At 66.9% G+C, this 25,998-nt stretch carries 23 protein-coding genes; 6 read left to right on the forward strand and 17 right to left on the reverse strand.

All coding sequences use genetic code 11. The annotated features are described in order from the left end of the window. On the forward strand, nucleotides 1–957 hold a 957-nt coding region (locus ACFSCT_RS04480; RefSeq protein ID WP_379140449.1), incomplete at its 5' end, for a GNAT family N-acetyltransferase. Here the strand turns inward: ACFSCT_RS04480 and ACFSCT_RS04485 are convergent. The 8 genes from ACFSCT_RS04485 to ACFSCT_RS04520 form a co-directional block, all read right to left on the reverse strand. After that, on the reverse strand, nucleotides 930–1,853 hold the full coding sequence (locus ACFSCT_RS04485; protein WP_379140450.1) for a lysophospholipid acyltransferase family protein: 924 nt from the start codon (nucleotides 1,851–1,853) through the stop codon (nucleotides 930–932). The genes ACFSCT_RS04480 and ACFSCT_RS04485 overlap by 28 nt on opposite strands. Beyond that, a complete protein-coding gene (locus ACFSCT_RS04490; RefSeq protein ID WP_379140451.1) occupies nucleotides 1,850–2,722 on the reverse strand; it encodes a DMT family transporter in 873 nt (290 codons plus the stop codon). Before ACFSCT_RS04490 ends, ACFSCT_RS04485 begins: the two co-directional genes overlap by 4 nt. Continuing rightward, entirely contained in the window at nucleotides 2,719–4,743 is a 2,025-nt protein-coding gene (gene tkt / locus ACFSCT_RS04495; protein WP_379140453.1) for a transketolase, read from the reverse strand. The genes ACFSCT_RS04490 and tkt overlap by 4 nt, the downstream gene beginning before the upstream one ends. Before the next feature lie 126 nt (nucleotides 4,744–4,869). Then, nucleotides 4,870–6,348, reverse strand: a complete 1,479-nt coding sequence (locus ACFSCT_RS04500) for a nucleobase:cation symporter-2 family protein (RefSeq protein ID WP_379140454.1) — start codon at nucleotides 6,346–6,348, stop codon at nucleotides 4,870–4,872. Nucleotides 6,349–6,505: 157 nt separating this feature from the next. Further along, nucleotides 6,506–7,807: an HlyC/CorC family transporter gene (locus tag ACFSCT_RS04505; protein ID WP_379140456.1), complete on the reverse strand. Its 1,302-nt coding sequence runs from the start codon at nucleotides 7,805–7,807 to the stop codon at nucleotides 6,506–6,508. A gap of 27 nt (nucleotides 7,808–7,834) precedes the next feature. Further along, nucleotides 7,835–8,833 (reverse strand): site-specific tyrosine recombinase XerD, encoded by a 999-nt coding sequence (locus ACFSCT_RS04510; RefSeq protein WP_379140457.1) that lies wholly within the window; start codon nucleotides 8,831–8,833, stop codon nucleotides 7,835–7,837. Next, complete coding sequence (locus tag ACFSCT_RS04515; protein ID WP_379140458.1) at nucleotides 8,833–10,464, reverse strand: hypothetical protein; 1,632 nt, start codon at nucleotides 10,462–10,464, stop codon at nucleotides 8,833–8,835. Before ACFSCT_RS04515 ends, ACFSCT_RS04510 begins: the two co-directional genes overlap by 1 nt. A 10-nt stretch (nucleotides 10,465–10,474) precedes the next feature. After that, complete coding sequence (locus ACFSCT_RS04520) at nucleotides 10,475–10,609, reverse strand: hypothetical protein (RefSeq protein ID WP_379140459.1); 135 nt, start codon at nucleotides 10,607–10,609, stop codon at nucleotides 10,475–10,477. Nucleotides 10,610–10,812: 203 nt separating this feature from the next. On the opposite strand from ACFSCT_RS04520, the gene ACFSCT_RS04525 reads away from it, so the two are divergent. Both ACFSCT_RS04525 and aroB read left to right on the forward strand, forming a co-directional pair. Further along, nucleotides 10,813–11,331, forward strand: coding sequence for a shikimate kinase (locus ACFSCT_RS04525; RefSeq protein ID WP_379140723.1), 519 nt, complete (start codon nucleotides 10,813–10,815; stop codon nucleotides 11,329–11,331). Next, the gene (gene aroB / locus ACFSCT_RS04530) at nucleotides 11,321–12,433 is read left to right on the forward strand and encodes a 3-dehydroquinate synthase (RefSeq protein ID WP_379140462.1); all 1,113 of its coding nucleotides are present in this window, start codon (nucleotides 11,321–11,323) and stop codon (nucleotides 12,431–12,433) included. The genes ACFSCT_RS04525 and aroB overlap by 11 nt, the downstream gene beginning before the upstream one ends. Before the next feature lie 111 nt (nucleotides 12,434–12,544). Here the strand turns inward: aroB and ssb are convergent, their stop codons facing one another. After that, nucleotides 12,545–13,027 carry a single-stranded DNA-binding protein gene (gene ssb, locus ACFSCT_RS04535; RefSeq protein ID WP_379140464.1) on the reverse strand — a complete coding sequence of 161 codons (483 nt, stop codon included), beginning with the start codon at nucleotides 13,025–13,027 and terminating at the stop codon, nucleotides 12,545–12,547. A 293-nt stretch (nucleotides 13,028–13,320) separates the two neighbouring features. Between ssb and ACFSCT_RS04540 the strand changes: the two genes are divergently transcribed. Continuing rightward, nucleotides 13,321–13,974, forward strand: a complete 654-nt coding sequence (locus tag ACFSCT_RS04540) for a lytic transglycosylase domain-containing protein (protein ID WP_379140465.1) — start codon at nucleotides 13,321–13,323, stop codon at nucleotides 13,972–13,974. A gap of 86 nt (nucleotides 13,975–14,060) precedes the next feature. Here ACFSCT_RS04540 and ACFSCT_RS04545 read toward each other — a convergent pair whose 3' ends face one another. Further along, entirely contained in the window at nucleotides 14,061–14,633 is a 573-nt protein-coding gene (locus ACFSCT_RS04545; RefSeq protein WP_379140724.1) for a lipid-binding SYLF domain-containing protein, read from the reverse strand. A gap of 175 nt (nucleotides 14,634–14,808) precedes the next feature. Further along, a complete protein-coding gene (gene hemB / locus ACFSCT_RS04550) occupies nucleotides 14,809–15,816 on the reverse strand; it encodes a porphobilinogen synthase (RefSeq protein WP_379140467.1) in 1,008 nt (335 codons plus the stop codon). A 131-nt stretch (nucleotides 15,817–15,947) separates the two neighbouring features. Between hemB and ACFSCT_RS04555 the strand changes: the two genes are divergently transcribed. Further along, on the forward strand, nucleotides 15,948–16,514 hold the full coding sequence (locus ACFSCT_RS04555; RefSeq protein WP_379140468.1) for a hypothetical protein: 567 nt from the start codon (nucleotides 15,948–15,950) through the stop codon (nucleotides 16,512–16,514). A 52-nt stretch (nucleotides 16,515–16,566) separates the two neighbouring features. Beyond that, complete coding sequence (gene mfd / locus ACFSCT_RS04560; protein WP_379140470.1) at nucleotides 16,567–20,049, forward strand: transcription-repair coupling factor; 3,483 nt, start codon at nucleotides 16,567–16,569, stop codon at nucleotides 20,047–20,049. A gap of 275 nt (nucleotides 20,050–20,324) precedes the next feature. On the opposite strand, the gene ACFSCT_RS04565 is transcribed toward mfd, so the two are convergent. The 6 genes from ACFSCT_RS04565 to ACFSCT_RS04590 form a co-directional block, all read right to left on the reverse strand. Next, entirely contained in the window at nucleotides 20,325–21,536 is a 1,212-nt protein-coding gene (locus ACFSCT_RS04565; protein ID WP_379140471.1) for a multidrug effflux MFS transporter, read from the reverse strand. Nucleotides 21,537–21,901: 365 nt separating this feature from the next. After that, a complete protein-coding gene (locus ACFSCT_RS04570) occupies nucleotides 21,902–22,561 on the reverse strand; it encodes a DsbA family oxidoreductase (protein ID WP_379140473.1) in 660 nt (219 codons plus the stop codon). A gap of 16 nt (nucleotides 22,562–22,577) precedes the next feature. Beyond that, nucleotides 22,578–23,006 carry a protein tyrosine phosphatase family protein gene (locus tag ACFSCT_RS04575; RefSeq protein ID WP_379140474.1) on the reverse strand — a complete coding sequence of 143 codons (429 nt, stop codon included), beginning with the start codon at nucleotides 23,004–23,006 and terminating at the stop codon, nucleotides 22,578–22,580. A 109-nt stretch (nucleotides 23,007–23,115) separates the two neighbouring features. After that, a complete protein-coding gene (gph, locus tag ACFSCT_RS04580) occupies nucleotides 23,116–23,793 on the reverse strand; it encodes a phosphoglycolate phosphatase (protein ID WP_379140476.1) in 678 nt (225 codons plus the stop codon). Further along, nucleotides 23,790–24,347, reverse strand: coding sequence for a thioredoxin family protein (locus tag ACFSCT_RS04585; protein WP_379140479.1), 558 nt, complete (start codon nucleotides 24,345–24,347; stop codon nucleotides 23,790–23,792). The genes gph and ACFSCT_RS04585 overlap by 4 nt, the downstream gene beginning before the upstream one ends. Before the next feature lie 6 nt (nucleotides 24,348–24,353). Beyond that, a complete protein-coding gene (locus ACFSCT_RS04590) occupies nucleotides 24,354–25,871 on the reverse strand; it encodes an aldehyde dehydrogenase (NADP(+)) (RefSeq protein ID WP_379140482.1) in 1,518 nt (505 codons plus the stop codon). Between the last annotated feature and the right edge of the window lie 127 nt (nucleotides 25,872–25,998).

Consider the following 25,998-nt stretch of genomic DNA (forward strand, 5'->3'; position numbering starts at 1 on the left):
GGGCGGTCGCAGTCCCCGCTTCAAGCCGCTGATCTCGTCCGTTCAGAGGAATTCAGTGAAAAATCGAGGTGCCCTTATGATGAGGCCGATGCGCGGCACTGGATCTCGCAGCAGGCGGGGCGCTGGGATTACGTGATCCGCGCGGGCGGGCGGCTGGTCGGCTCGGTCTCGACCACCGGGGCCGAGCTTGGCTATTGGCTGGCCGCGCCCGAGCGGGGCCGGGGGCTGGCGACCGGGGCGGCGCGGCTGGCGGTGATGCGCTGGTTCGCGGCCGGCTACAGCACGCTGACCGCGCGTTACGAGATCGGCAATGACGGATCGGCCGCTTTGCTGCACCGGCTGGGGTTTCGCGACGCGGGCAGCGAACAGCGCCCCTCGGCGGCGCGGGGCAAGCTGGTCGCCCGCGCGATCCAGACGCTGACCCCGCGCGATTTCGCCGCCGCCAATCCGTTCCGGATCGCCACCGCGCGCACAATCATGGACCCGTTGCTCCCCGGGGATGCCGAGGCCCTTGCCGCCATCGTCTCGCTGCCCGAGGTCGCGCGGATGCTGTTTCTGTTCGATTCGGGCTTTGGCCCCGACCGGGCGCGCGACTTCATTCGCGACTGGTCGTGGCAGGGCGCGCCGCCGTTCCGGTTGGCGATCCGGACGGGGGGCCGGATGATCGGCTCGATCGGGATCGGCGCACCGCCCGAGAACGAGATCTATTATTTCCTCGCGCCCGAGGTCGGCGGTCGCGGATTGGCAAGCGAGATCGTGCCGGCCTTTTGCGAGGCGGTGACGGCGCGGTTCGATCTGCGCCATCTGACGGCCGAGGTGTTCGACGACAACCCGGCCTCGATCAGGGTGCTGGAACGCGCAGGTTTCCGGCGCACCGGCCCCGAGATGTTGCACAGTCGCGGCCGGGCAGAGCCCGCGCCCGGCTGGGCCTACAGGCGCGATTCGGAATTCTTCTGACGGCGCGGTTTCCAGCGGCGGTGAACCCAGAACCATTGCCCCATGTTGGCGCGGATCTGGCGCTCCAGATCGTCGTTCAGCGCCTGCATCATTTCCTCGGCCGTGCCGGGCGGAATCGGCTTGCCGACCTCGACCCGGAACGACAGGCCGTCGGGTTGCCGGACGCCCGCGATCGGGATCAGCGCCGCGTCGTAACGCAGGGCGAGTTCCGCCGGGGTCAGCACGGTCTCGGACGGCAGGCCAAAGAATTGCAGCGTGGCGCCGTGGCGGTCGAACTGATCGAAGCCAAGACACATCCAGCCGCCGCCCTTCAGAAACCGCAGCATCGCGGTCAGCCCCGACCGTCCACGCGGAAACAGCGGCTCGGCGATGGCGCGGATGGCGGGAATGTAATGGGTGTTGAACACCCGGTTGTTCATCGGCCGGAACAACGCCCCGACCGGCCAGCCCCGGCCGGCAAGGGCGGCACGCATGGCGTCGTAATTGCCGAAATGCGCGCAGGCGAGGATGACCGGGCGGCCGGATTGCGCGGCGGCCTCCAGCTCGGGCAGGCCGGGGCCGGTCAGCGGATCGGCGGCGTGGATCCGGTCGGTAAACTCCTCGCCCGAATAGATTTCGGCCAGCGCGCGGCCGGCGTTGTCGGGCACCGCGCGGGTCAGGGCGCGCACCTCGGCCGGGCCGAGGTCGGGGCGGGCAAGGGCGAGGTTTTCGCGGATCCGCCGCCGCCAGCCGGCCAGCGGCGCAAGCACATGCGCAAAGAACCAGCCCACCGCCGGGATTCGCCAGCGATAGGGCAGCGCCCGCGCCAGCCCCATCACGATCAGGAATGCCCGGTTGCCGATACGGTCGGCCAGCGACGCATCGTCCACGGCCCGGGTCACTTCGCTATCGCTCATTGCTGCCTTTCGCGTGACCACACATAAATGCCGGCACAGACGATAACCGCCGCGCCGACCACCGTCCACATGTCGGGCAGGCTGTCGAAGAACAGCCAGCTCCAGACCCCCGCCCAGACCAGCCCGGTATAGCCGAACGGCGCGATGGCCGATGCCTCGGCCACGGCGAAGGCGCGGATCAGCAGGACCTGCGAGATGGTTCCGAACACCGCCATCAGGCCGAACGCCCAGAAATGCTGGAGCTGGATCGGTTGCCAGATGAACGGCAGGGCGGCGCTTGCGACCAGCGAGCAGACCCCGGCCGACCACAGGACCGAGGTGCGGGTCGAATCACCGCGCACCAGCCGGGTCAGGATGGCGCCGGCGGCATAGGTGAAGGCCCCAATCAGCGGCAGGATCGCGGCGGGCTGAAAGACGCCGAGACCGGGCCGGATGATGATCAGCGCCCCCACCATCGACACCAGAATGCCGACGGCGCGGCGCGGGCCGATTTGCTCGCCCAGAAACACAGCCGCGCCCAGCGTGATCAGCACCGGGTTCAGATCCATGATCGCCGTCGCCTCGGTCAGGCCGATATGGACCAGCGAAAAGAAGAACAGCCCCGCCGAGGCGATCTGCATCAGCGCCCGCCAGAATTGCAGCCACGGCGAACGCGATCGCGCGTATTCCCGCAGGTGCGGCGCGAACACGATCAGAAGGATCGCCAGATTGCCGGCATAGCGGAACCAGACGACCTGTAGCGGATGGTAAAGCTGCGACAGGTATTTCGCCGTCGCATCCATCAGCGTGAAGATCAAGACCGCCCCCAGCAGCAGCAGGATACCGCGGGACTGTTCGGTCCGCGCGCTGCCGCCGGCGGCCAGTGTCACAGCAGCGCCTTGACCTTTTCGACCACGGCCGCGGGCGTGATGCCGAATTCGCGATACAGGACCTCGGCCGGGGCCGAGGCGCCAAAGCCGGTCATGCCGATGAAGGCCTGCTTCGCCTCGCTGCCCCGCTCGCCCAGCAGCAGCCAGTCCCACGGCTGGCGGACGGCGGCCTCGACCGCGATACGGACCGGGCCTTTCGGCAGGACCTTCTTGCGATAGCTTTCCGGCTGGTCGTGGAACAGCTCCATGCACGGCACCGAGACGACCCGGGTCGGGATGCCGCCCTGTTCCAGATCGGCGCGGGCATTCATCGCGATTTCGACCTCGGACCCCGTGGCCATCAGGATCGCCTGCGGCTTCGCCGATGCCTCGGCCAGAATATAGGCGCCCTTGGCGGTCATGTTCTCGGCGATATGGTCGGTCCGCAGGCAGGGCAGGTTCTGCCGCGACAGCGCCATGACCGAGGGCGTGGTTTCCGAGGAGAGCGCCAATTCCCACGCCTCGGCGGTCTCGATGATGTCGCAGGGGCGGAAGGTCATGGTGTTCGGCGTGGCGCGGCTGATCGCCAGATGCTCGACCGGCTGGTGGGTCGGCCCATCCTCGCCCAGACCGATGCTGTCATGGGTCATCACATAGATCACCGGCAGCCCCATGAGCGAGGACAACCGGATCGCGCCGCGCGCGTAATCGGTGAAGGTCAGGAAGGTGCCGCCATAGGGCCGCAACCCGCCATGCAGCCAAAGCCCGTTCATCGCGGCCGCCATGCCGTGTTCGCGGATGCCGTAATGGATATAACGGCCCTTGCGGTTTTCCGGGCTGAAGATGCCCAGATCCTTGGTCAGCGTGTTGTTCGATCCGGTCAGATCGGCCGAACCGCCCATGGTTTCGGGCACCGCGGGGTTGATCACCTCCAGCACCATTTCCGAGGCCTTGCGGGTCGCGACCTTGGGCTGGGCGGCGCTGGCCTGTTCCTTCAGGGCCAGAATCGTCGGTGCGAGTTTCTCGCTGACCGCGCCGCTGATGCGGCGGGCGAATTCGTCGCGCTGATCCTGGGGCAGGGCGTCGACGCGGGCGTTCCACTCCGCGCGCGGGGCGGCGCCGCGCTTGCCGATCTCCAGCCACGTGGCGCGGATGTCGTCGGGGATGACGAAGGGGCCGTATTCCCAGCCATAGGCGTGCTTGACGACAGTGATCTCCTCGGCCCCGAGGGGCGAGCCATGCGCTGCCGCCGTCCCCTCTTTCTTGGGCGAGCCGAAGCCGATGATGGTCTTGCAGTCGACCATGACCGGCCGGTCGTCCTTGCCCGAGGCCGCATCGCGCAGCGCCCGGTTGATGTCGGCGGCATCATGGCCGTCGCAGGACAGGACCCGCCAGCCGGCGGCCTCGAACCGCTCGTGCTGGTTGGTGCGGTCCGACAGGCTGACCTTGCCGTCGATGGTGATGTTGTTGTTGTCCCAAAGCACGATCAGCCGCGACAGCTTTTGCGCCCCGGCAAGGCCGATCGCCTCGTGGCTGATTCCCTCCATCAGGCAACCGTCGCCGGCGATGACCCAGGTGCGGTGATCGCACAGATCGGCGCCGAACTGGGCCCGCATCGCCTCTTCTGCGATGGCCATGCCGACCGCCGTGGCAAGGCCCTGACCCAGCGGGCCGGTGGTGGTCTCGACCCCCTCGACATGGCCGTATTCGGGATGGCCCGCGGTGATCGAGCCCCATTGGCGGAAGTTGCGGATCTGGTCCAGCGTCATCTGCTCGTACCCGGTCAGGTGCAGCAGCGCATAGATCAGCATGCTGCCATGGCCGGCCGACAGCACGAAACGGTCGCGGTCGAACCAATGCGGCGCCGAGGCGTCGAATTTCAGGTGATTGCGAAACAGCTCGGTCGCGACATCGGCCATGCCCATCGGCATGCCGGGGTGGCCGCTGTTCGCGGCCTGAACCGCGTCCATCGCCAGCACGCGGATCGCGGTGGCGAGTTTCCAGTGTTCGGGGTCGGCCTTGCGGCGATCGGCGATGTCCATGGCGCATTCCTTGGCTGACGTGTCCCGCCCCTGATATTTGCACAGGCCGGGCGACGCAAGGCGAAGCCCGCGCAAACTCGGGGCCGCATGGGAATTTTGGCGCGGCCGGGGGGCCGGATCGCGGCGCTAGTGATCCGCCGCCGAAGCCGCGCGGGCCAGGTCGTCGCGCGTCGCATTGGCGCCGTTGAAGAACAGGTTCAGCCCCACCGCCGCGATCGTCGCAAGCAGTATGCCGGATTCGATCAGCGGGTGGATGGCGTGGGGCATCCACTGCTTGAACTCGGGCGCGACAAGCGGGATCATCCCGAACCCCAGCGCCACGGCCACGATGAACAGGTTGTTGCGGTTGCCGGCGAAATCGACCTGGCTGAGGATGCGTATTCCGGTCGCCGCGACCATGCCGAACATGACCATCCCGGCGCCGCCCAGAACCGCGGTCGGCAGCGATTCAACCAACGCCCCCATCTTCGGGACCAGCCCCATCACGATCAGGATCAGCCCGCCCGCCACGCAGATATAACGCGAGCGGATCCCCGTCACCCCGACCAGCCCGACGTTCTGCGAGAATGACGTATAGGGGAATGTGTTGAATATCCCGCCGATCAGGGTCCCCAGCCCGTCCGTGCGCAGCCCCGCCGAAAGCGATTTCTGCGTGACCGGGCGCCCGGTCATCTCGCCCAGGGCCAGAAACATGCCGGTCGATTCGATCATCACCACGATCATGACCAGAACCATCGTCAGGATCATCACCGGGTCGAAGATCGGGGTGCCGAAATGGAACGGCGCGATGACCCCGAACCACGCGGCCTTCGCCGCGCCCTCGAAATTCATCTGCCCCATCAGCCCGGTCAGGACCGCGCCGATGATGATCCCCAGAAGCACCGCGATATTGGCGACGAAGCCCCTGCCATAGCGGGCGATCAGCAGGATCGAGACCAGCACGACCGCCGAAATCCCGACATTGCCGAGATTGCCGTAAAGCGGGTTCGGCGCGCCCGGCGCGATGGCGACCCCCTGCGGCATGGCCGGAACCACCCCCGCGCCGGAAAGATCGGCGACGGTTTTCATCCATGCCGCGGCCTCGGGGCTGACCAGCTTCGGCGCGGTCGGACCGACCGGGTTGCCGAAGATCCAGTTGATCCCGATCCGCATCAGCGTGACGCCGATCACCAGAATGATCGTCCCCGTCACTACCGGCGGAAAGAACCGCAGCATCCGCCCGACCAAGGGCGCGATCAGCATCGCGACGATACCGGCCGCGATGATCGCCCCGAATATCATCCGCGCGCCCTCGGGCCCGGGGTTCTGCCCGGCGATGGCGACCATCGGACCGACCGAGGCGAAAGTGACCCCCATCATCACCGGCAGCCTGACGCCGAACCATTGCGTTACCCCGAACGACTGGATCAGCGTCACCACCCCGCAGCAGAACAGATCGGCCGAGATCAGAAAGGCGACATCCGCCGGTTCCAGCTTCAGCACCCGTCCGACGATCAAGGGCACCGCCACCGCGCCCGCATACATGACCAGCACATGTTGCAGACCCAGCGTGAACAGCCGGGTAGGGGGCAATATCTCGTCGACGGGGTGGGTGGTTTCGGCCATGTCACATCCTCATGCGGTATGACGACAGGTTGGATCACCCGCCCCCGATCCCGCAACAGAAATCAATGGCCGGCATTGCCGTCAAATCGGCAATGCTGTCTTAATGCCCGCTAAAAAATCACCGGTGCCGCAGGATCTGGGCAGGATTGGGACAGGATCAGGACGGCGATGAAAGCGGCCGGATGCGCAGGCGGGTCAGGCGGTTCTCGCGCCGGGCCACGACCTCGAAGCGATAGCCGTGAAAGCTGAACACCTGCCCCTGCGCCGGAATCGACTGGGCGGCATGGATCACCAGCCCGGCGACGGTATTCGCCTCGTCATCGGGCAGGTTCCAGTCAAGCGCGCGGTTCAGGTCGCGGATCGTCATCGACCCCTCGACCAGATAATCGCCGCTGGATGTTGGGTGCAGGGTCGGCAGCGCCTCGGTGTCGTGTTCGTCGGTGATGTCGCCGACGATCTCCTCAAGAATATCCTCAAGCGTGATCAGGCCGCGCAGCGTGCCATATTCATCGACGACCAGCGCGAAATGGGTGCGGCGGGACAGAAAGGTCCGCATCTGTTCGTCCAGCGCCGTGGTGTCGGGAATGAAATAGGGTGGCATCGCGACGCTGAGAACGTCGATGTCGGCCACCGTTCCGCCGGCGCGCACGACTTTGTTGACCGCGCGCAGCAGGTCCTTGGCGTGGATCACGCCGACCACGTTTTCGCGTTCGTCCTTGTACAGCGGCAACCGGGTGTGGGGCGAGGTCAGCACCGCATCCAGTATCGCCTCGGGCGGCAGGTCGCAGTCGATCATCTCGATGCCCGAGCGATGGCGCATGATCTCCTCGACCGAGCGGCTGCCAAGGTCCAGCGCGCCAAGCAGCCGGTCGCGGTCCTCTTTGTGCATGGCGCCGCTGGAATGGCCGATGGCCAGCGCCCCGGCGATTTCCTCGCGCACCGAGAACATCTGCGATTCCGGATCGGTCTTGAGCCCGAAGATCGCCAATATCCCCCGCACGATGACACGCACGACCGCGACCAGCGGCGCCAGCAGCGCCTTGACGATCCGGGCCAGCGGCGAGACCCGGATAGCCACATCCTCGGGTGCCGAAATGGCATAGGTCTTGGGCAGCACCTCGGCGAAGATCAGCACCAGGAACGTCATCACCAGCGTCGCCAGCGCCACCCCGGAATGCCCGAATATCCGCGACAAAAGCGCCGTTGCCAGCGACGCCGACAGGATGTTCACCACGTTGTTGCCCAACAGAAGCGAGCCGATAAGCCGTTCGCTGTCATTGGTCAGGGCAAGCGCGGTTTCGGCGCCGCTTTCGCCCCGGTCGGCGCGGGCGCGCAGCTTGGCGCGGCTGGCGGCGGTCAATGCGGTTTCCGAACCGGAAAAGAACGCCGAGGCCGCCAGAAGGCAGACGATCGCCCCGGCCGTGGTCCAGAATTGCAGGTCAAGAAATCCAGATGTCATCGGGTTGATCCGCGTCTCGTTTGGGTCTCAGTTCCCGGCCAGCGGATGGTGGTTCAGCACCAGATCACGCAGCCGGGCATCAAGGACATGAGTGTATATTTCGGTCGTCGACAGATCGGCATGACCCAGAAGCGTCTGGATCGCCCGCAGATCGGCGCCGCCTTCCAGCAGATGGGTGGCGAAGGCGTGACGGATGACATGCGGGGTCACCCGCGCGGGCGGCACGCCGGCGGCAATCGCCAGCCCGTCCAGAAGCCTGCCGAACACCTGCCGCGCCATATGGCCAGCGGTGCCGGCGGCCGGAAAAACAAAGCGCGCGCCCGGTCCCGCGACCAGCCGCCCCAGTGCGCTGTCGCGCGGGGCATCGTCGCGAAACGCCAGCCAGTCATGCAGCGCCGCGCGCGCCGGCGGGGTCAGCGGCACCATGCGTTCCTTGTTGCCCTTGCCGCGGATCAGCAGCACCCGCGGATCGCCCCGGCAGGCATCGACGGGCAGGCTTACCAATTCGCTGACCCGCATGCCGGTGGCGTAAAGCAGTTCCATCAGGGCGGTGTCGCGCAACCGCTCGGCCTCGGGCTTTTTCGGGTCGCGGGCGGCGTCCAGCAGGCCGCCGACCTCGGCCATGGAAAGGGTTTTCGGCAGGCGCTGGCTGCGCCCCGGCCCCGAAATGCGGATGGCGGGATCGTCCTCGCGCCAGCCTTCGTCCAGCGCGAAACGGTAAAGCTGCCGGATCGCGGACAACCTGCGGGCGCGGGTGCTGCGGGCGAAGCCCTGCGCGTCGCAATGGCCCAGATAGGCCTCGATGTCGCTGCGCGTGGCCGTCATCATCGCCTGACCCCGCCCGGCCAGCCAGTCGCGATAATCGCCGAGATCGCGACCGTAAGCCAAAAGCGTGTTGCGCGCCGCGCCGAGTTCGGCCGCCTGCGCGTCCAGAAAGGCCGAGATGCGGCGGCTGTCGGGAATGGCGGCCGGTTTTCCGGGCGGTGTTCCGGCCGGTATTCCCGACGGTGGCGCAGGCTCCGGCATCAGCCCGGGTCCGTCCCACTGCGCGGCCCCAGCAGCATGATCTGCACCGCCGCGCGCCGCGCCGGATCTTCCTGACCAAGGGCGCGCAGGGCCAGAAGCCCGGCCGAGGCACGATTCAGATCGCCCTCGGTTGCCGCATCGACCGCCGGGATGGCGCGCAGCAAAGCCTCGCCCCGGCGGTTCGCGGCGATCAGTTCGGCAAATGGCCCGGACAGAGCGTCTACCGCAGGCGCGGGGGCGTCGAACACGGTTTTCAGCATCGCGGCCACGCCCTGCGGATCGGCGGCCGGGGCCGGGGTGGACGAGGTGTCGCCCCGCGCCAGCGCCGCGATGAACGCATCGCGGTCATCGGCGGGGGCGGGCGTTGCGTTCGCCGGCTGCTGACCTTCCATCGCGGCGATCCACAGCGCGATCTGCGCCGCGCGGCCGGACAGGTTCGGAAACCCGCTCAGTTCGGGCGCCGCCATCGCGGCAAGAGCGCCGGAAAGCCCCGCCGCCGCCATCTGATCCCACGCCGGGGGCAGGGCGGCATCAACCGCCGCGCTATCGCTCGATTGCAGGGCGCCGGTCAGCTTCTGGATCGCCGCGGCACGGTCCCACACCCCGCCCGAGGCCGGGGGCTGCTGTTCGGAATAGATCGACCGCAGTTGTGCAGGGTCCAGCGAGCCGGCCCGGGCCAGCCGCTCGGCCGCCTCGATCTGGGCCTTCCAGCCGGAATTGCTGCGCAGATCGGCCGCCGAGAATACCAGCGGCAGCGAAGCGGTAGCCAAGGGCTCGCCGATCGCCTCATGCAGGCGATAGACCAGCGGCGAGGGGGTTTCCTGCGGCGGACCGATCTGATCGGTCGCATCGGCATAGCTGTCATCCAGATAGCGCGCCATCAGCGCGTCCATGGGCGGGGTGATCTCGCCCAGGGCGACGGCGCCGCGAAACGTCAGCGCGGCCGCGTTCCAGTCGCCCGACAGCGCCAGACAAAAGATCCGCGCGGCCTGATCCGGCGCGACGCCGGGCGTTTTCCGGATGATGTCGCAGGCATGGCTTTCGTCGCCGGACAGCACCGCCACGTCGAATTGCCGCCGGAAACGCTGGGCGTCGGCGGGGCCGGCTGCGTCCAGAAGCTGCGCCGCATCCTGAAGCGCGCCCTGCGACAACAGGCTGTCGACCCGGGCCAGAAACAGCGCCCCCGGCGCGCCGTTGCCGCGCGGCGGGTCCAGTTGCGTCAGCAAGGCGCGGCGCAACAGGGTCTGCATGGCGGGCAGGACCGGTCGTCCGGCGGACTGGATCAGCGTGGCCAGCGTCTCGGGTTCGCTTTCGCCCCAAAGATCGACCGGCAGCCCGGCCTCGCGTGCGGCGACGACACCTTTCGAATCGGGGTTCTCGCCGTCCAGCCGCGAGACGCCGACCGATTCGACCGCGCCGGATTGCGCCACCGGCGGCGATTTCGGCCTACGACCAACGGCATCGCCCGGAAGCGGATCGCCGGGACGCCATGTCGAAACCGGCGGCGGCGGCGCGCCCTTGCCCGTCAGCCAGTCGTTCGAGCTGAGCGGTCCCTGCTGGGCGAATGCCGTGGCCCCGCATCCCATGCTCAGCGCCGCCGCCGCCGCGATTGCCGGCAGCCTTGCGGCCAATCGCCGCCCCTTAGCCATTCGTATCGACCTGCACCGGCACCCGCACAGGCTGCGGGTCGGCCGCCATATCGCCAAGATAGGCGTATCCCGCCAGCGCCAGCAGCGCCAGAATGAACAGAATCACCAGAATTGTAGCCACGCGCATCGTCTGCCCCAGTTATTTCCGCCGGCCGGGCGCCCCAGCCGCCCGTGTCCGCATTTCCTTCCGGTCTTTCGCCGGTTAGCTGTGAATATATATGGCATTATCGGAAAGATCACGCCATTCGGAACCGACAGGCAAGGGAGAGCAGATTGGCACAGGGCGAGACACCGGGGCACGATCTGGCGCGGCATATCGTGCTGGTCGGCATGATGGGGGCCGGAAAAACCGCCGTCGGGACCGAGGTCGCGCGGCTTCTGGGCCGGCCTTACACCGATTCCGACGATGAAATCGAACGTGCCGCGAATATGACGATCACGGAAATTTTCGCACGCGATGGCGAGGAATTCTTTCGCGCCCGCGAATCGGAGGTGCTGGCGCGGATACTGGCCGGACCACCCGGCATCGTCTCGACCGGCGGCGGCGCGTGGATCCGGCCCGAGAATCGCCGGATCATCCGCGCCGGCGGGGTCTCGGTCTGGATCGACGCCGATCTGGAAACGCTGTGGAACCGGGTGCGGCTGCGCGCCACGCGCCCGCTGCTGATGACGCCGAACCCGCACGAGACCCTGGCCGCGATGGTGGATCAACGCCGCCCCGTCTATGCAAAGGCCGATCTGCGGCTGCTGACCAGCGACCGCGACACCGTCGACGGCACCGCCCGGCGGATGATCGAGATGCTGGCCGCCAACGGATTTCTGACCAAAGGAGAAGGTAATGCCCGCTGAGGAAGTCACCGTCCAACTGGGCCGCCGCAGCTATCCCGTGCGCATCGGCCCCGGTCTGATCGACGGCGCGGGCGCGGCCATAGCGCCGATGACCCAGCGCAAGCGCGTCGCCATCCTGACCGACGAATCCGTGGCCGGGCTGCACCTTGACCGGCTGTGCCGGTCGCTGGACGGCGCCGGCATCACCCATGCCGAGCTTGCCCTGCCGGCGGGCGAGAAAACCAAGGGCTGGCCCGAGTTCTCGCGCGCCGTCGAATGGCTGATCGACGAAAAGATCGAGCGGCGCGATCTGGTCATCGCGCTGGGCGGCGGGGTGATCGGCGATCTGGCGGGCTTCGCCGCGGCGGTCCTGCGGCGCGGCGTGCGCTTTATCCAGATCCCGACCACGCTTCTGGCGCAGGTCGACAGCTCGGTCGGCGGCAAGACAGGCATCAACAGCGCCTCGGGCAAGAACCTGATCGGCGCGTTTCACCAGCCGACGCTGGTGCTGGCCGACATCGACGTGCTGAAGACGCTGCCCAAGCGCGATTTTCTGTCAGGCTATGGCGAGGTGATGAAATACGGGCTTCTGGGGGACGCGAAATTCTTCGGCTGGCTTGAAAAGAACGGCCCCGATCTGGCGGCGGGCGATACCGCGCTGCGCCAATATGCCGTCGCCCATTCGGTGCAGATGAAGGCCGATATCGTCGCCCGCGACGAGACGGAAGAGGGCGACCGCGCGCTTTTGAACCTTGGCCATACCTTCGGTCATGCGCTTGAGGCGGCGACGGGTTATTCGGAACGGCTGCTGCATGGCGAGGGCGTGGCGGTCGGCTGCGCGCTCGCCTTCGAGCTTTCGGCCCGGCTGGGGCTGTGCAGTCAGGAGGAACCCAGCCGCGTCGCGGCGCATCTTGCCGCGATGGGGTTGCCGTCGCGGCTGCGCGACATTCCTGCCGAACTCCCCGATGACGAATCCCTGATCCGGCTGATGGGGCAGGACAAGAAGGTGCGTGACGGCAAACTGCGTTTCATCCTGGCACGCGGGATCGGCAAGGCTTTCGTGGCCGAGGATGTCGACATGGGCGCGGTCCGGCAGGTGCTGGCCGAATCCCGCGCGGCCTGACCCGACGAAAAAAGGGCGGGTCATCGCTGCCCGCCCGTTTTCGCTGTCGCCGGCTGCCGTATCCCGGCGCCGTTGTGAACGTCTGTGTCGGACGCCTGTGCCGGACGTTTCCTAGAACGGAATCTCGTCGTCAAAGTCGCGGCCGCCACCCTGACCGCCCTGACCACCGCCCGAGGGTCCGCTGTCATAATCGCCCGAGGAACCGCCGCGGTCCCAATCGCCGCCGCCGCCCTGACCGCCGCCACGGCCGTCCAGCATGTGCAACTCGCTGCGGAAGGGGCGCAGCGCGACCTCGGTCGAATAGCGGTCGTTGCCCTGCTGGTCCTGCCATTTGCGGGTCTCAAGCTGACCCTCGACATAGACCTTGCTGCCCTTTTTCAGGTATTGCTCGGCCACGCGGACCAGCGGTTCGGAATGAATGACGACGGTATGCCATTCGGTGCGCTCGCGCCGTTCGCCCGAATTGCGGTCTTTCCACTGTTCCGAGGTGGCGATGCGCAGGTTGGCGATCTTGCCGCCGTTCTGGAAGGTCCGGATTTCGGGGTCCTGACCCAGGTTGCCCACCAGGATCACCTTGTTCACACTTCCGGCCATCGCATCCTCATCCGTTTGCTGTCGTGATCGCCTGTCTAACCACCCGCGGCGTGATTGCAAAGGCCCCGTTCGATCCCGCGCCGCATCAGCAGAGCCGGCAAACGCAGACGGGCAACCGCAGGCGCGTAGATGCAGGCTGCGCAAACGCGGGCCGGGAAATAGTTCCATCCCGGGCACCGGATAGGCGAAACTTCGCCCGCCCGGGCAGCGGATTTCGGCCAAATTGGTGGCAAATGGTTAAAATACGTTTATAGTAACAAAAAAATTCGCGACGGACAGCGAGGGGCAGTCATATGGTTCATCCGGTAATTTCTCGAATTGTCGGTGTTGGTCTTACGGTCATTCTTGGGTTGTCGCCGGTCTACAAACCCAGCCTGGCCAGCGCCGAGGGGCTTCGTCTTTCCGGGGCCTCGTCGAAATCCCGGGTCAGCCAGTTCCAGCGCCAGACGCAGTTGATCGACCGGCGCCTTGCCGGCCAATACGCGCAATCCGCGCGGCTGCGCCCCAATGCGCCAAAAGTTGCCAGTTTCGCCGCCCTGACCCCCGCGCCCAGCCGCGCGATCCCGGCCTATCGCGGCCGCTACAAGGGGCAGTATCTGGCGCATGCCAAGGCGATGGCGCAAAAGCACGGCATCCCCGAGAACCTGTTCCTGCGGCTGGTCCAGCAGGAATCGGGCTGGAATCCGTCGGCGCGCAGCAACAAGGGCGCCATGGGTCTAGCGCAATTGATGCCGGGCACCGCCGCGAAGCTTGGCGTCAACCCCGCCGACCCGCGTCAGAACCTCGAGGGTGGGGCGCGTTATCTGAAGATGATGTATTCGCGCTTTGGCGATTGGCGGCTGGCGCTTGCGGCCTATAACGCCGGGCCCGAGGCGGTGGCGCGCTACAAGGGTATCCCGCCCTATAGCGAGACCAAGAACTACGTCCGCGTCATTCACGGCGGCTGAGCGCGCCGCATCTGAACCGTTTTGACAACAAGGCCGCTGAACCACAATGGATTCAGCGGCTTCTGTATGTTTTTTAAGGCGATTTGTCAGAATGAGCTGGGGATGATCCGGCTGTATTTCGTGCCGGCGATCGCCGCGCCCGCCATCAGGCCCGACTGACCGAAGATCATCGCGACCACCGGATATTGCTGGGTCACGCTGTCCACGCCCATCGCCACGCCGCGATCGGGCAGGGCATAGAAGGCGTCGGCCTGTGCGACCCAGCCATCGGCGCCACGAAACTCGGCCAGCGCGTCCTGCGACTGGAAGATCAGCACATGGGCGTATTGCTGCGCCCCGATCTGAAGCCCGACACTGGCACGGGTGGCCGAGTAGTAATCGACCGTGGCATCCCGGATCCGCAGCGCGCCCTGACCATAGGCGCCGCCCAAACCCAGCCCGACCTCGGTCATCAGCGGCATGTAGAGCACACCCTGCGCATTCTGCGCCATCGGCTGGACCGCCGGATAGGTGCTGAACAGATAGTCCCGCGTCGCGTCGACCCGCGCGTCCAGCCGCGACGCGCCATTCATGCCGACGCCGTTGCCGCAAGCAGCAAGACCCAGCGTCGCGCCACCCGCAACCAGAAGACCGCGCCGGGTCAGCTTTGATTGGGCCATGGCGGGCGTCGCCGTCACGACCCGCGAATTCCTTGACTGGCTCATTGTCCTGTCCCTTTTTCCTGCATCATCGCGGGCACTTGGCGGCCCGTTCGCACCTATCCTAATGCAAGCGCGCGGCGCTGTCATGCCCGTCGGGCCGACACGGCGCGGTCAGCGCAACATCGCCGATGGCTTATGCCTCGCGCAGCCAGGCCGCGGCTTCGGGGGCGAAATAGCTGAGCACCCCGTCGCAACCGGCGCGCTTGAACGCCAGCAGGCTTTCCAGCACGACCGCGCGCCGGTCCAGCCAGCCCGCGTCGGCCGCGCCCGCGATCATCGCGTATTCGCCGCTGACCTGATAGGCGAAGGTCGGCACACCAAAGCTCTCGCGCACGTCGCGGCAGATATCCAGATAGGGCATGCCGGGCTTGACCATGACCATATCGGCGCCCTCGGCCAGATCGCGGGCGACGCAGCGCAGCGCCTCGTCCCGGTTCGCGGGGTCGATCTGATAGGTTTTCTTGTCGCCCACAAGCCGCCCCGATGCGCCAACCGCATCCCGAAACGGCCCATAGAAGCCGCTGGCATATTTCGCCGCATAGGACAGGATCGCCACATGCTTGTGGCCGGCCTCTTCAAGCGCCATGCGCAATGCGCCGATGCGGCCGTCCATCATGTCGCTGGGCCCCAGAATATCGGCCCCCGCCGCCACCTGCGCCAGCGCCATCCTGACCAGTGCCGCGACGGTTTCGTCGTTCAGGATTTCACCCTTCACCACAAAACCGTCATGGCCGTTGATATTATAGGGATCGAGCGCGATGTCGGTCATCACCGCCAGATCCGGCGCGACTTCCTTGATTGTGCGGATGGCGCGGTTGCCGATGTTTTCGGGGTCCCAGGCGCGTTCGCAGCTTTCGGTTTTCCGCGCCGGGTCGGAATGGGGGAATATGCAGATCGCTGGAATGCCAAGCTCCATCGCCGTTTCGGCCGCGCGGCGCGCGCCGTCCAGCGTCAGCCGGGAAACCCCGGGCATGGACGGGATCGGCCCCTCGGCGCCGGCGACCTCGGTCACGAAGATCGGCCAGATCAGATCCGCGGCGCTCAGCCGGTTTTCCGCGACCATTCCGCGCAGGGCGGCCGTGCGCCGCATGCGGCGCATCCGCGCGGCGGGGAAGGGGGCGGGGGTGGTGACATGGGGCATCGCAGCGCAGTCCTTGACCAGATCGGGCGGCAGGACCGTGCCATAACCGGCGCGGCAAGTGCAAGGGCGCGCAGTTCGCGCTTGAATGCCGGGCCGGATCGGGTTTCAACCGCCAGACAGAAGGGTCGAGGATGGACGCGATACTGCAAGGACTACCCAATCTTGAGACACGCAGCTTCGCGGCCGTGTGGTTCTGGCTGTTTCTGGTGCTGTGCTGGTCACTGATGGGGCGCGGTGTGCTGGGCGTCCCGGCCGAGGTGATCGCCCGCGCCCGCTTTCCCGCCGACGGCCCGGACGGCGACGAGGCGCGGCTTTTGCTTCTGGACTGGCTGTCCCTGACCCTGCCGATGCGCCAGACCAGTCCCGGCGTCGCGGTCTTTGCCCTGGCCGCCGGCGGGTTTGTTCTGGCGGCATTGGCGGTTCTGGCGCTGCTGGGGGTCGAGATCGCACAGGCCGGATGGCTGTTGCTGACACCGCTTGCCGTCACCGGGGTGCTGCGGGTGCGCCTTGCGGGCCGGATGCAGGGGCTGATGGAAGCGGCCCAGACCGAACAGGTCCCGCCGGCCGAGGCGGCCGAACGCGCCGCCCGCGCGCTGTGGTCGCAGCGCCTGATCACCAGCGTGATCGGCGTGATCGCGATGGGCGTGACCGCCGCATGGGGCGCGCTGTGGATGCTGCGCCATCCGCTGGGTTTCTGAAGCCCCGCACGCCCGATCTTGACACCGCCCATCCGCACGTTAGGTCAACGCAATGACGAAAATCGCGGCGAAAACACCCCTTAACCCCGACCAGATCACCCTGTCCGGCGCGCCCGAGGGCTATGACGGCGCGCTGCTGGCGCGCGAGGTGGCGCGCGGCGTCCCGGTGGTGTTCGTGGCACGCGACGACCGGCGCATGGCGGCGGTGCGGGCGGCGTTGCAGTTTTTCGCGCCCGATGTCCCGGTGCTGGAGTTTCCGGCGTGGGATTGCACCCCTTATGACCGGGTGTCGCCCAATGCGGCGGTATCCTCGACCCGGATGGCGACGCTGGCGGCGCTGAGTTCGGGGCAGATCAAGGGGCCGTTCGTCCTGCTGACCACGCTGAACGCGGCGCTGCAACGGTTGCCGGCGCGCGACACCGTGGCGGGGGCCAGCTTCGTGGCCCGTGTCGGACAGCGGGTGAACGAGACCGCCTTGCGCGAATTTCTGGTCCGCATGGGTTTCGTGCAATCGCCGACGGTGACCGAGCCGGGCGATTATGCCATCCGCGGCGGCATCATCGACATCTATCCGCCCGGCCAACCGGGCCCGGTGCGGCTTGACCTGTTCGGCGATGTTCTGGACGGCGCGCGGCGGTTCGATCCGGAAACCCAGCGCACCACCGAAAAGCTGGATCGGGTCGAGCTGGTGCCGATGTCCGAGGTCATTCTTGACGCCGATGCCATCGCCCGGTTCCGCCAGACCTATCGCCGTGAATTCGGCGCGGCCGGCAGCAATGACCCGCTTTACGAAGGCATCAGCGCCGGGCGCAAGATGGCGGGGATGGAACATTGGTTGCCGTGGTTTCACGACCGGATGGAGAATCTGTTCGACTATCTGCCCGGCGCCACGGTGATGACCGACGACCGGCTGGATCAGGTCGTCGACGCCCGCGAACACACCATCCACGAACAATATGACGCCCGGCGCGAGGCGCTGAACCGGCGCGACCGGGCCGATACCGTCTATAAGCCGGTGCCGCCGGACAGCCTTTATCCCTCGGCCGAGGAGTTTTCCGACTGGCTCAACGCGCGTCGGCATGTGCGGCTGGCGGTTCTGCCGCAGCCGCCGGGGCCGGGCATTCTGGACGCGGGCGGCCGGGCAGGGCGCAATTTCGCCCCCGAACGCCAGCAGGAGAAGCTCAGCCTGTTCGGCGCGCTGGCCGACCATATCCGCGACCGGCAAAAGCGCGGTCGGGTGATCATCGCCTGTTTTTCCGAAGGCGCCCGCGAACGGCTGAGCGGCCTTCTGGCGGATGAGGGGCTGAGTGGCGTCAAGGCCATCGCCAGCATGCGCGATCTGCCACGGGAAAACGGCGCGGTCGCGCTTGCGATCTGGCCGCTCGACGAAGGGTTCGAGGCCGGATCCGCTGATCCGGGCCCGCTGACGGTCATCTCGGAACAGGACGTGTTGGGCGACCGGCTGATCGGCGCCCCGAAACGCCGCCGCCGGGCCGAGAATTTTCTGACCGAGGCGTCCTCGCTCAGCCCCGGCGATCTGGTCGTCCATGTCGAACACGGCATCGGGCGCTATACCGGGCTGGAAACCATCATGGCGCTTGGCATTCCGCATGATTGCGTGGCGCTGGAATATGCCGGCGGCGACCGTTTTTATCTGCCGGTCGAGAATATCGAACTGCTCAGCCGTTACGGGCACGAGGAAGGCCTGCTGGACAAGCTGGGCGGCGGCGCGTGGCAGGCGCGCAAGGCCCGGCTGAAGGAACGCATCCGGATGATCGCCGACCGGCTGATGCGAGTTGCGGCCGAACGGCTGCTGCGCCCGGCCCCGGTTCTGGAGGCCCCGCACCACGACTGGGAGACGTTCTCGGCCCGCTTTCCCTATACCGAGACCGACGATCAGGCCGCCGCCATCGACGATGTGGTGGCCGATCTGTCCGCCGGCCGGCCGATGGACCGGCTGATCGTCGGCGATGTCGGTTTCGGCAAGACCGAGGTCGCGATGCGCGCGGCCTTTGTCGCCGCGCAGGCCGGAAAGCAGGTGGCCGTCGTCGCGCCGACCACGCTTCTGGCGCGGCAGCATTACCGGACCTTTGCCGAACGGTTCCGCGGCACCGCGATCAACGTGCGCCCCTTGTCCCGCTTCGTCAGCGCGCGCGATGCGAACGCCACCCGCGCCGGGCTGGCCGATGGTTCGGTCGACATCGTGGTCGGGACCCATGCGGTCCTGTCGAAATCGGTCAGGTTCAAGAATCTTGGCCTCTTGATCGTCGACGAGGAACAGCATTTCGGCGTCGCCCACAAGGAACGGCTCAAGGAATTGCGGTCCGACGTGCATGTGCTGACCCTGACCGCGACGCCGATCCCGCGCACGCTGCAACTCTCGCTGACCGGCGTGCGCGATCTGTCGATCATCGGAACGCCGCCGGTCGATCGCCTTGCGATCCGCACCTATGTCAGCGAATTCGACACAATCACCATCCGCGAGGCGCTGCTGCGCGAGAAATACCGCGGCGGGCAATCGTTTTTTGTCGCCCCCCGGATCAGCGACCTGCGCGAGCTTGAGGAATGGCTGAAGGCCGAGGTGCCCGAGGTCAAGGTGATCGTGGCGCATGGCCAGATGGCGGCGGGCGAGCTGGACGCCCGGATGAACGCCTTTTACGACGGCGCGGCGGATGTGCTGCTGGCGACCAGCATCGTGGAATCGGGGCTGGATATTCCCAGCGCGAACACGATGGTGGTGTGGCGCGCCGACATGTTCGGGCTGGCGCAGCTTTACCAGATACGGGGTCGGGTCGGGCGCTCGAAAACCCGCGCCTATTGCTATCTGACCACCAAACCCCGGGTGCCCTTGACCCCGCAGGCGCTGCGGCGGCTGAAATTTCTGGGTTCGATCGACAGTCTGGGGGCGGGGTTCAACATCGCCAGTCAGGATCTGGACCTGCGCGGCGCCGGCAATCTTCTGGGCGAAGAACAGTCGGGCCATATCAAAGAGGTCGGGTTCGAGCTTTATCAGGCGATGCTGGAGGAAACCATCGCCAAGCTGAAATCGGGCGAGATCGAGGGCACGCCCGAAGACGACTGGGCGCCGGTGCTGCATCTGGGCGTGCCAGTGACGATCCCCGAAAGCTATGTCCCCGATCTGGATGTGCGTCTGGGCCTGTATCGGCGCCTGTCGCAGCTTGGCACCAAGGTCGAGCTCGAGGGGTTCGCGGCCGAGCTGATCGACCGCTTCGGGCCCTTGCCGCGCGAGGTGAACCTGCTGATGCTGGTCATCCGCATCAAGGCGATGGCGAAGCGCGCCAATATCGCGCGGCTGGACGCGGGGCCAAAGGGCGCCACGGTGCAGTTCCACATGGACAAGTTCCCGAACCCCGCCGGGCTGGTCGACTTTCTGACCGCCGAGCGCGGGCTGGCCAAGGTGCAGGACAACAAGATCATCATCCGGCGCGACTGGACCAGCGATTCGGACCGTATCAAGGGCGCGTTCGGCATCGCGCGCGATCTGGCTGAAAAAATAAGAACAGCGCCCGCGTAACCGACGGGGCCGCACGACCCCCAACCTGCCGTTTTGGTCAAGTTTACGGAGGGTGAACTTTTGTTTAATGTCCCATCACGGGCCGTTTGCTATGTGCATGTGGTTACCAAAAATATTGGTTCGGTACAGATCTGGCCGCGGTTTTCAATCGGAAAACCGCGGCAAATTTTTTGTGGACGGGATTGTTTAAACGAAGCGTTTCGCGGAAGCGCCGTTTCGTTCGCCGGGGCGGGCATTACGCGCAAGCGGGCGCGGAATGCACCCGCGCCGCAGCCTCAGTCCTCCAACTGCCGCATAAGCAGCCACGCGACCGATGAACAGATCAGCGCGGCCGAGGCGACGGGTATGGCGGTGCCGTTGAACATCAGCCCCACCGGCGCCGCGATCAGGATCGCGCCCAGCGTCGAAAAGGCCGAAACGATCGAGGCGGTCATGCCGGCGATATGGCCCATGCGCTGCATGGCAAGCGCGTTCAGGTTGCCGAAGGTCACGCCGGCCATCGCAAAGACCGACACCGCCCACAGGAAGAAGGCGGGAAAACGCAAGGGCTCGGGCAGGATCCCGGTCAGCAGCGTGGTCAGGAACAGCGCGGCCGAGACGATCTGCATCATATAGGCCGCCTTGGCGATCCGCCGCATGCCAAGCTGCACCACATAGCGCATGTTCAGGATCGTGCCGACGCTGGCCAGCAACGCCATGGCCGCGAACAGGACCGGGAAACGGTCGCCCTGATGATAGGTCTCGCCGAAAAGCTGCTGGGCGCTGGCCAAAAGCGCGAACATCTGGCCGAACCCCAGCGTCATCACCACCATGCAGATCATGACCTGACGGTCGGACAGAACCTCACGCGCGCCCGCGATCAGCGTGCCGAAGGCCAGCGGCCGGCGCGCGGGCGGGGCCAGCGTTTCGGCCTGGCGCAGGTTCAGCCAAGTCAGGTTGAACAGACCGAGCGCAATGAAGGCCAGAAAAATCGCCCGCCATCCGCCAATATTGATGATCAATTGCCCGGCCGCCGGGGCGAGGGCGGGGACCATGATAAAGACCATCATCACGAAACTGCTGATCCGAGCCATCTCGCGGCCCTGATAAAGGTCACGCACCAGCGCCAGCCCGACGATCCGGGGCGAGGCCGCGCCAAGCCCCTGCAAGACCCGCAGCACCAGCAGGCTTTCCAGCGAACTGGCATAATGCGCGCCAAACGCCGCCGCGATATAGATCAGGAGCCCCAGCGAGATCGTCAGCTTGCGGCCCAAGGCGTCCGAAATCGGCCCGGCGAACAAGGTGCCGATCCCCATCCCCATCATGAAAGAGGTCAGCACAAGCTGGGCGCTGTTGACATCGTCGGGCACAAGCTCGGCCGCGATCTCCGGCAGGGCCGGCAGCATGGCGTCGATCGAGAAGGCGATGGTCGCGAACAGAATCGCCATCAACCCGATGAATTCGGGCAGCGGCAAGCGGCGGACGGGGTTCAGGGTTGAGTCGGTCATGGCCAACTTCTTCTGCCTGTCGGCGGGTGAGGGCAACCCCCCGGGACCGAATGCCGGCGTTGACGCGATCGCCTGCTGGCGCGGGATCCCCGTCGAAACGCACCGTCAACTGGCGCAAACCTGCGCCCGCGCCGCTTCGGGTCGGTCAGGCGCCCGGGATCATGATGACGGCTCGGCCCCGGTCGGTGGCTGCTGGTTCAACTCGTCAATCACGTTCTGCCACAGCGCCACCGGCTGGGCGCCCGACACCGCATGGCGGCCGGTGTTGACGCGACCGACTGCCGGCGCGGGATACCCGCCAAAACGCACCGTCGACCGGCGCAAACCTTCGCCTGCGCCGTTTCGCATCGGTCAGGCGCCCGGGATCATGATGACGGCTCGGCCCCGGCCGGCGGTTGCTGGTTCAGCTCGTCAATCACGTTTTGCCACAGCGCCACAGGCTGGGCGCCCGACACCGCATGGCGGCCGGCGATGATATAGGTCGGCACCGAATTCACCCCGCGTTCGCGGGCGTGCGCCTCGCGCGCCGCGATGGTGTCAAGATCGGCGTCGCTGGCCAGCAGGCGCCGGACCATGGCGGGGTCCATGCCGGCCGAAGCGGCAAGCGCGGCCAGAACTTCGGGGTCGCCGATGTCGCGCCCCTCGCGCCAATAGCCGCGCATCAGGGCCGACATGACCGGGGTCTGCACGCCCTCGACCCCCGCCCAGTGCAAAAGCCGATGCGCATCGGTCGTGTCGGGCACGCGGCGGATCGCCAGCAGATCGACATCGACGCCGGCGCGCGCCGCCGCATCCATGACCTGCGCGTCCATGCGCGCCGCATCATTGCCATATTTCGCCTGCATATAGGCGGCACGGTCATAGCCGCCGCGGGGCGTCTGCGGGTTCAGGCGGAACGGGTGCCACGCCAGCACGAAAGGATGATCGGGCCGGCTTTCCAGCGCCCGGTCCAGATTGGCCTTGCCCAGCATCGACCACGGGCAGATCGGATCGGCGAATATGTCCAGCGTCTGCGGCTCGCTCATCCCCGTGCGCCTTTCGTCAGCCTTCGTTGCGTCCGGCCAGCGATTGCAGCAGCGGCAGGATCGGGGTCAGGTCATATCCCGCCTTGTCGGCGGTCGCCAGCAGGGTTTCGATCGGCTGCACCCCCGCCTGGCTCAGCGCCCAAAGCACGGTCGAGCGGTTGCCGCTGCGGCAATAGGCGAATGCCGGATGCTTGCGGATCGCCTCGGCCTGAATGGTGATCATCTCGGGCGTGACCTGACCGGGCTCGAAGGGGTTGTAGACATAGGCCATGCCGGCGGCCAGCGCGGCCTGTTCCATGGCGGCGCTGGAAAGCTCGGGGCCGACCTCGGAATCGGGGCGGTTGTTGATCAGCATGCGAAAGCCGGCTTCGGCCAGTGCGGGGACCTGGTCGGGGGTGATCTGCGGCGCCACCGCCAGATCGGGGGTCAACGGGCGAATATCCATGAAAATGCTCCGGCAGGGAATGTTCGTGCGTCGCAGGCCATCGGCCCGGTGTCAAGCGTCCGGGCGCGGCCCGCAATCGCCCACCAGCCGGAACGGGGGCGACCGGCGGTCAGTCGCGCAATTGCTCGATCAGGGCGGGGAGGGCGGCAAAATCGTCGAATGCGGCGTGATGGGGCAGGGCCTCGACCGCCGCCTTGCGATAGCCGCGCGTATACAGAAGAAAAGGCACATCCAGCGCCATGGCGGTCTGGGCGTCGACCTCGCTGTCGCCGACATAGATGCCCTGCGGTTTGCGCGGGTCGGCGCCAAGATCGGCCATCGCCTTGCGCAAAGGTGCGGGATCGGGCTTGCGCTCGGGCAGGCTGTCGGCGGCGATGACCACGGCGAACAGGCCCGCGATGCCGAAATGGTCCAGCACCGCCCGGGTCGGCCCCATCGGCTTGTTGGTGCAGATACCCAACGGATGACCGGCATCGGCCAGCGCGCCCAAGGCCTCGAGCACGCCGGGATAGATCCGGGTCAGCGCGGTGGCGCTGTGATAGCGGGTCATGAACCCGGCCAAAAGATCCTCGATCCGGTCCGAGGGGATGGCGCGGGCATGGGCGATCTGGGTCCAGGTATGGGCGACGCCCTGTCCGATGAACCCCTTGATCATGTCGAAGGAAAGCGGCGCATATCCCGCCGCCCTCAGGGTCGCGTTCACCGCCGCGTGGATGTCGGGGGCGCTGTCGATCAATGTGCCGTCCAGATCGAAAACCACCGGGACCGGGGCCATGCAGACGTTCATGGCCGTTTCCATTTAATCGAGCAGCCCATGCCGGGCATCTGTCGGGCGGGGGGCTGCCCGGTCAGGGCGATGTCGCGCATCGCCTGATAGAGTTCGCGCGGCGCGCCAGGCGCTGGCGGCTGGCGTCCCCCCGCGTCCAGCCGGCCCCGATAGCACAGGCGTCCCGCAGCGTTGTAGCCGAAGAAATCGGGCGTGCAGACGGCGCCATAGGCCCGCGCGACGGATTGGGTTTCGTCGTAAAGATAGGGAAAGGTGAACCCGTGATCCCGCGCCAGCCGGGCCATATGGTCGGGGCCGTCCTGCGGATATGCGCCCACGTCATTGGCCGAAATCGCGACCACGCCGACACCCGCCGCCTGAAGGTCGCGGGCATCGCGGGTGATGCGGTCGATCGCCCCCAGCACATAAGGGCAATGATTGCAGATGAACATGACCAGCGTGCCGCGCGCGCCCCGGAGGTCATCCAGCGACCAGCGCCTACCGGACGGATCCGGCAGGGTGAAATCGGGGGCCGGCTGGCCAAGGTCGGGCGGCAGAGAGGCGGTCGTGACCATGGGCGTTCAGGCCAGCAGATCGCCTTCCAGCAGATAGTCGGGCAGGTTCTGGAACGCCACCGGACGCAGGAAACGCCGGATCGACAGCGTGCCGACGCTGGTCGCGCCAAAGTTGGTGCTGGCCGGATAGGGGCCTCCGTGGACCATGGAATCGACCACCTCGACCCCGGTCGGATAACCGTTCGCAAGCACCCGGCCGGCCTTTTCGGCCAGAACCGGCAGCAGCCGGCGCGCCAGATCCGCGTCGGCCGGATCGGTTTGCAGCGTGGCGGTCAACTGGCCCTGAAAACCACGCGCCACGCGCTCCATATCGTCGGGGCTGTTGACGCGGACGACCAGACCCAGCGGACCGAACACCTCTTCGGCCAGATTATGTTCGGCAAGGAACGCGTCGGCGTTGGTCTCGTACAGGTTGGGCGAGGCCTCGCGGCCCTTGCTGTCGCTGGTGAATACCGGGGTGACGGCATTTGAATGCGCCATGCGTTCGTTGCCGTCATGATAGGCCTTGGCGATGCCGTCGGTCAGCATGGTCTGGGGCGCGACCTCGGCCAGCGCGGCCTTGGCGGCATTGACGAAACGGTCGGCGTCGGGGCCGGCGGCGACCACGGCGATGCCCGGATTGGTGCAGAACTGGCCCGCGCCCATGGTCAGGGAACCGGCCCAGCCCTTGCCGATTTCCTCGCCCCGCGCGGCGGCGGCGGCGGGCAGGACGAACATCGGGTTGACGCTGCCAAGCTCACCGAAGAACGGGATCGGCTCGGGGCGCGCGGCACACAGGTCGAACAGCGCGCGGCCGCCGGCCAGACTGCCGGTGAAGCCGACCGCCTTGATGCGCGGATCGGTGACCAGCGCCTCTCCGACCTTGCGGTTGCCGCCCTGAATCAGGCTGAACACACCCTTGGGCATGCCGGTTTTCTCGATCGCCGCCGCAATCGCCTCGGCCACGATCTCGCCGGTTCCGGGATGGGCCGAGTGGCCCTTGACCACGACCGGGCAACCGGCGGCGAGCGCGGCGGCGGTGTCGCCGCCGGCGGTCGAGAAGGCCAGCGGAAAGTTCGAGGCGCCGAACACGGCGACCGGCCCGATCGGCATTTGGATCATGCGGATTTCCGGGCGCGGGGCAGGCTGGCGGTCGGGCAGAGCCTTGTCGGTGCGGCGGTCCAGATAGGCACCCTTGCGGATATGGTCGGCGAACAGCCGCATCTGCCCCGAGGTGCGTCCGCGTTCCCCGTTCAGCCGCGCCTCGGGCAGGCCGGTTTCCTGGGTGCCGATCTCGGTGATTTCCGCCGCGCGGGCCTCGATCTCGTCGGCGATGGCTTCCAGAAACGCCGCCCGTTCCTCGCGCGATTTCGCGGCATAGGGCTCGAACGCAGCATCGGCGGCGATGCAGGCGCGCGTCACCAGTTCGGGCGATCCGACGGCGTAATCATGGGCCGGCCCATGCGCGGGGCTGGATTTGAACGTGCTGTCGCCCGCGACCCATTCGCCACCGACCAGATGCTTGCCATGAGGGGTAAATGCCATCTTCCGCTCCTTGGATGAGGTGTATGCATGGTTTGCCGCCTTTTGCATTGGAGGTCCAGACAAGTCAAATTTGGTATGCCAGATTGCCATGGCCGCAGGCTGCGGATATGGTCCGGCCTAGCTTTGA

Source organism: Paracoccus pacificus (assembly GCF_042680785.1).
Classification (GTDB): domain Bacteria; phylum Pseudomonadota; class Alphaproteobacteria; order Rhodobacterales; family Rhodobacteraceae; genus Paracoccus; species Paracoccus pacificus.

Bases quoted from the DNA above. Each gene is read 5' to 3' on its own strand.
- ACFSCT_RS04555 (WP_379140468.1), top strand. From the start codon at position 15,948: ATGGACGCGATACTGCAAGGACTACCCAATCTTGAGACACGCAGCTTC.
- ACFSCT_RS04485 (WP_379140450.1), bottom strand. From the start codon at position 1,853: ATGAGCGATAGCGAAGTGACCCGGGCCGTGGACGATGCGTCGCTGGCC.
- mfd (WP_379140470.1), top strand. From the start codon at position 16,567: ATGACGAAAATCGCGGCGAAAACACCCCTTAACCCCGACCAGATCACC.
- ACFSCT_RS04500 (WP_379140454.1), bottom strand. From the start codon at position 6,348: ATGGCCGAAACCACCCACCCCGTCGACGAGATATTGCCCCCTACCCGG.
- ACFSCT_RS04510 (WP_379140457.1), bottom strand. From the start codon at position 8,833: ATGCCGGAGCCTGCGCCACCGTCGGGAATACCGGCCGGAACACCGCCC.
- ACFSCT_RS04540 (WP_379140465.1), top strand. From the start codon at position 13,321: ATGGTTCATCCGGTAATTTCTCGAATTGTCGGTGTTGGTCTTACGGTC.
- ACFSCT_RS04575 (WP_379140474.1), bottom strand. From the start codon at position 23,006: ATGGATATTCGCCCGTTGACCCCCGATCTGGCGGTGGCGCCGCAGATC.
- ACFSCT_RS04585 (WP_379140479.1), bottom strand. From the start codon at position 24,347: ATGGTCACGACCGCCTCTCTGCCGCCCGACCTTGGCCAGCCGGCCCCC.
- ssb (WP_379140464.1), bottom strand. From the start codon at position 13,027: ATGGCCGGAAGTGTGAACAAGGTGATCCTGGTGGGCAACCTGGGTCAG.
- ACFSCT_RS04520 (WP_379140459.1), bottom strand. From the start codon at position 10,609: ATGCGCGTGGCTACAATTCTGGTGATTCTGTTCATTCTGGCGCTGCTG.
- ACFSCT_RS04525 (WP_379140723.1), top strand. From the start codon at position 10,813: ATGATGGGGGCCGGAAAAACCGCCGTCGGGACCGAGGTCGCGCGGCTT.
- ACFSCT_RS04570 (WP_379140473.1), bottom strand. From the start codon at position 22,561: ATGAGCGAGCCGCAGACGCTGGACATATTCGCCGATCCGATCTGCCCG.
- tkt (WP_379140453.1), bottom strand. From the start codon at position 4,743: ATGGACATCGCCGATCGCCGCAAGGCCGACCCCGAACACTGGAAACTC.
- aroB (WP_379140462.1), top strand. From the start codon at position 11,321: ATGCCCGCTGAGGAAGTCACCGTCCAACTGGGCCGCCGCAGCTATCCC.
- ACFSCT_RS04590 (WP_379140482.1), bottom strand. From the start codon at position 25,871: ATGGCATTTACCCCTCATGGCAAGCATCTGGTCGGTGGCGAATGGGTC.
- hemB (WP_379140467.1), bottom strand. From the start codon at position 15,816: ATGCCCCATGTCACCACCCCCGCCCCCTTCCCCGCCGCGCGGATGCGC.
- gph (WP_379140476.1), bottom strand. From the start codon at position 23,793: ATGAACGTCTGCATGGCCCCGGTCCCGGTGGTTTTCGATCTGGACGGC.
- ACFSCT_RS04505 (WP_379140456.1), bottom strand. From the start codon at position 7,807: ATGACATCTGGATTTCTTGACCTGCAATTCTGGACCACGGCCGGGGCG.
- ACFSCT_RS04565 (WP_379140471.1), bottom strand. From the start codon at position 21,536: ATGACCGACTCAACCCTGAACCCCGTCCGCCGCTTGCCGCTGCCCGAA.
- ACFSCT_RS04545 (WP_379140724.1), bottom strand. From the start codon at position 14,633: ATGGCCCAATCAAAGCTGACCCGGCGCGGTCTTCTGGTTGCGGGTGGC.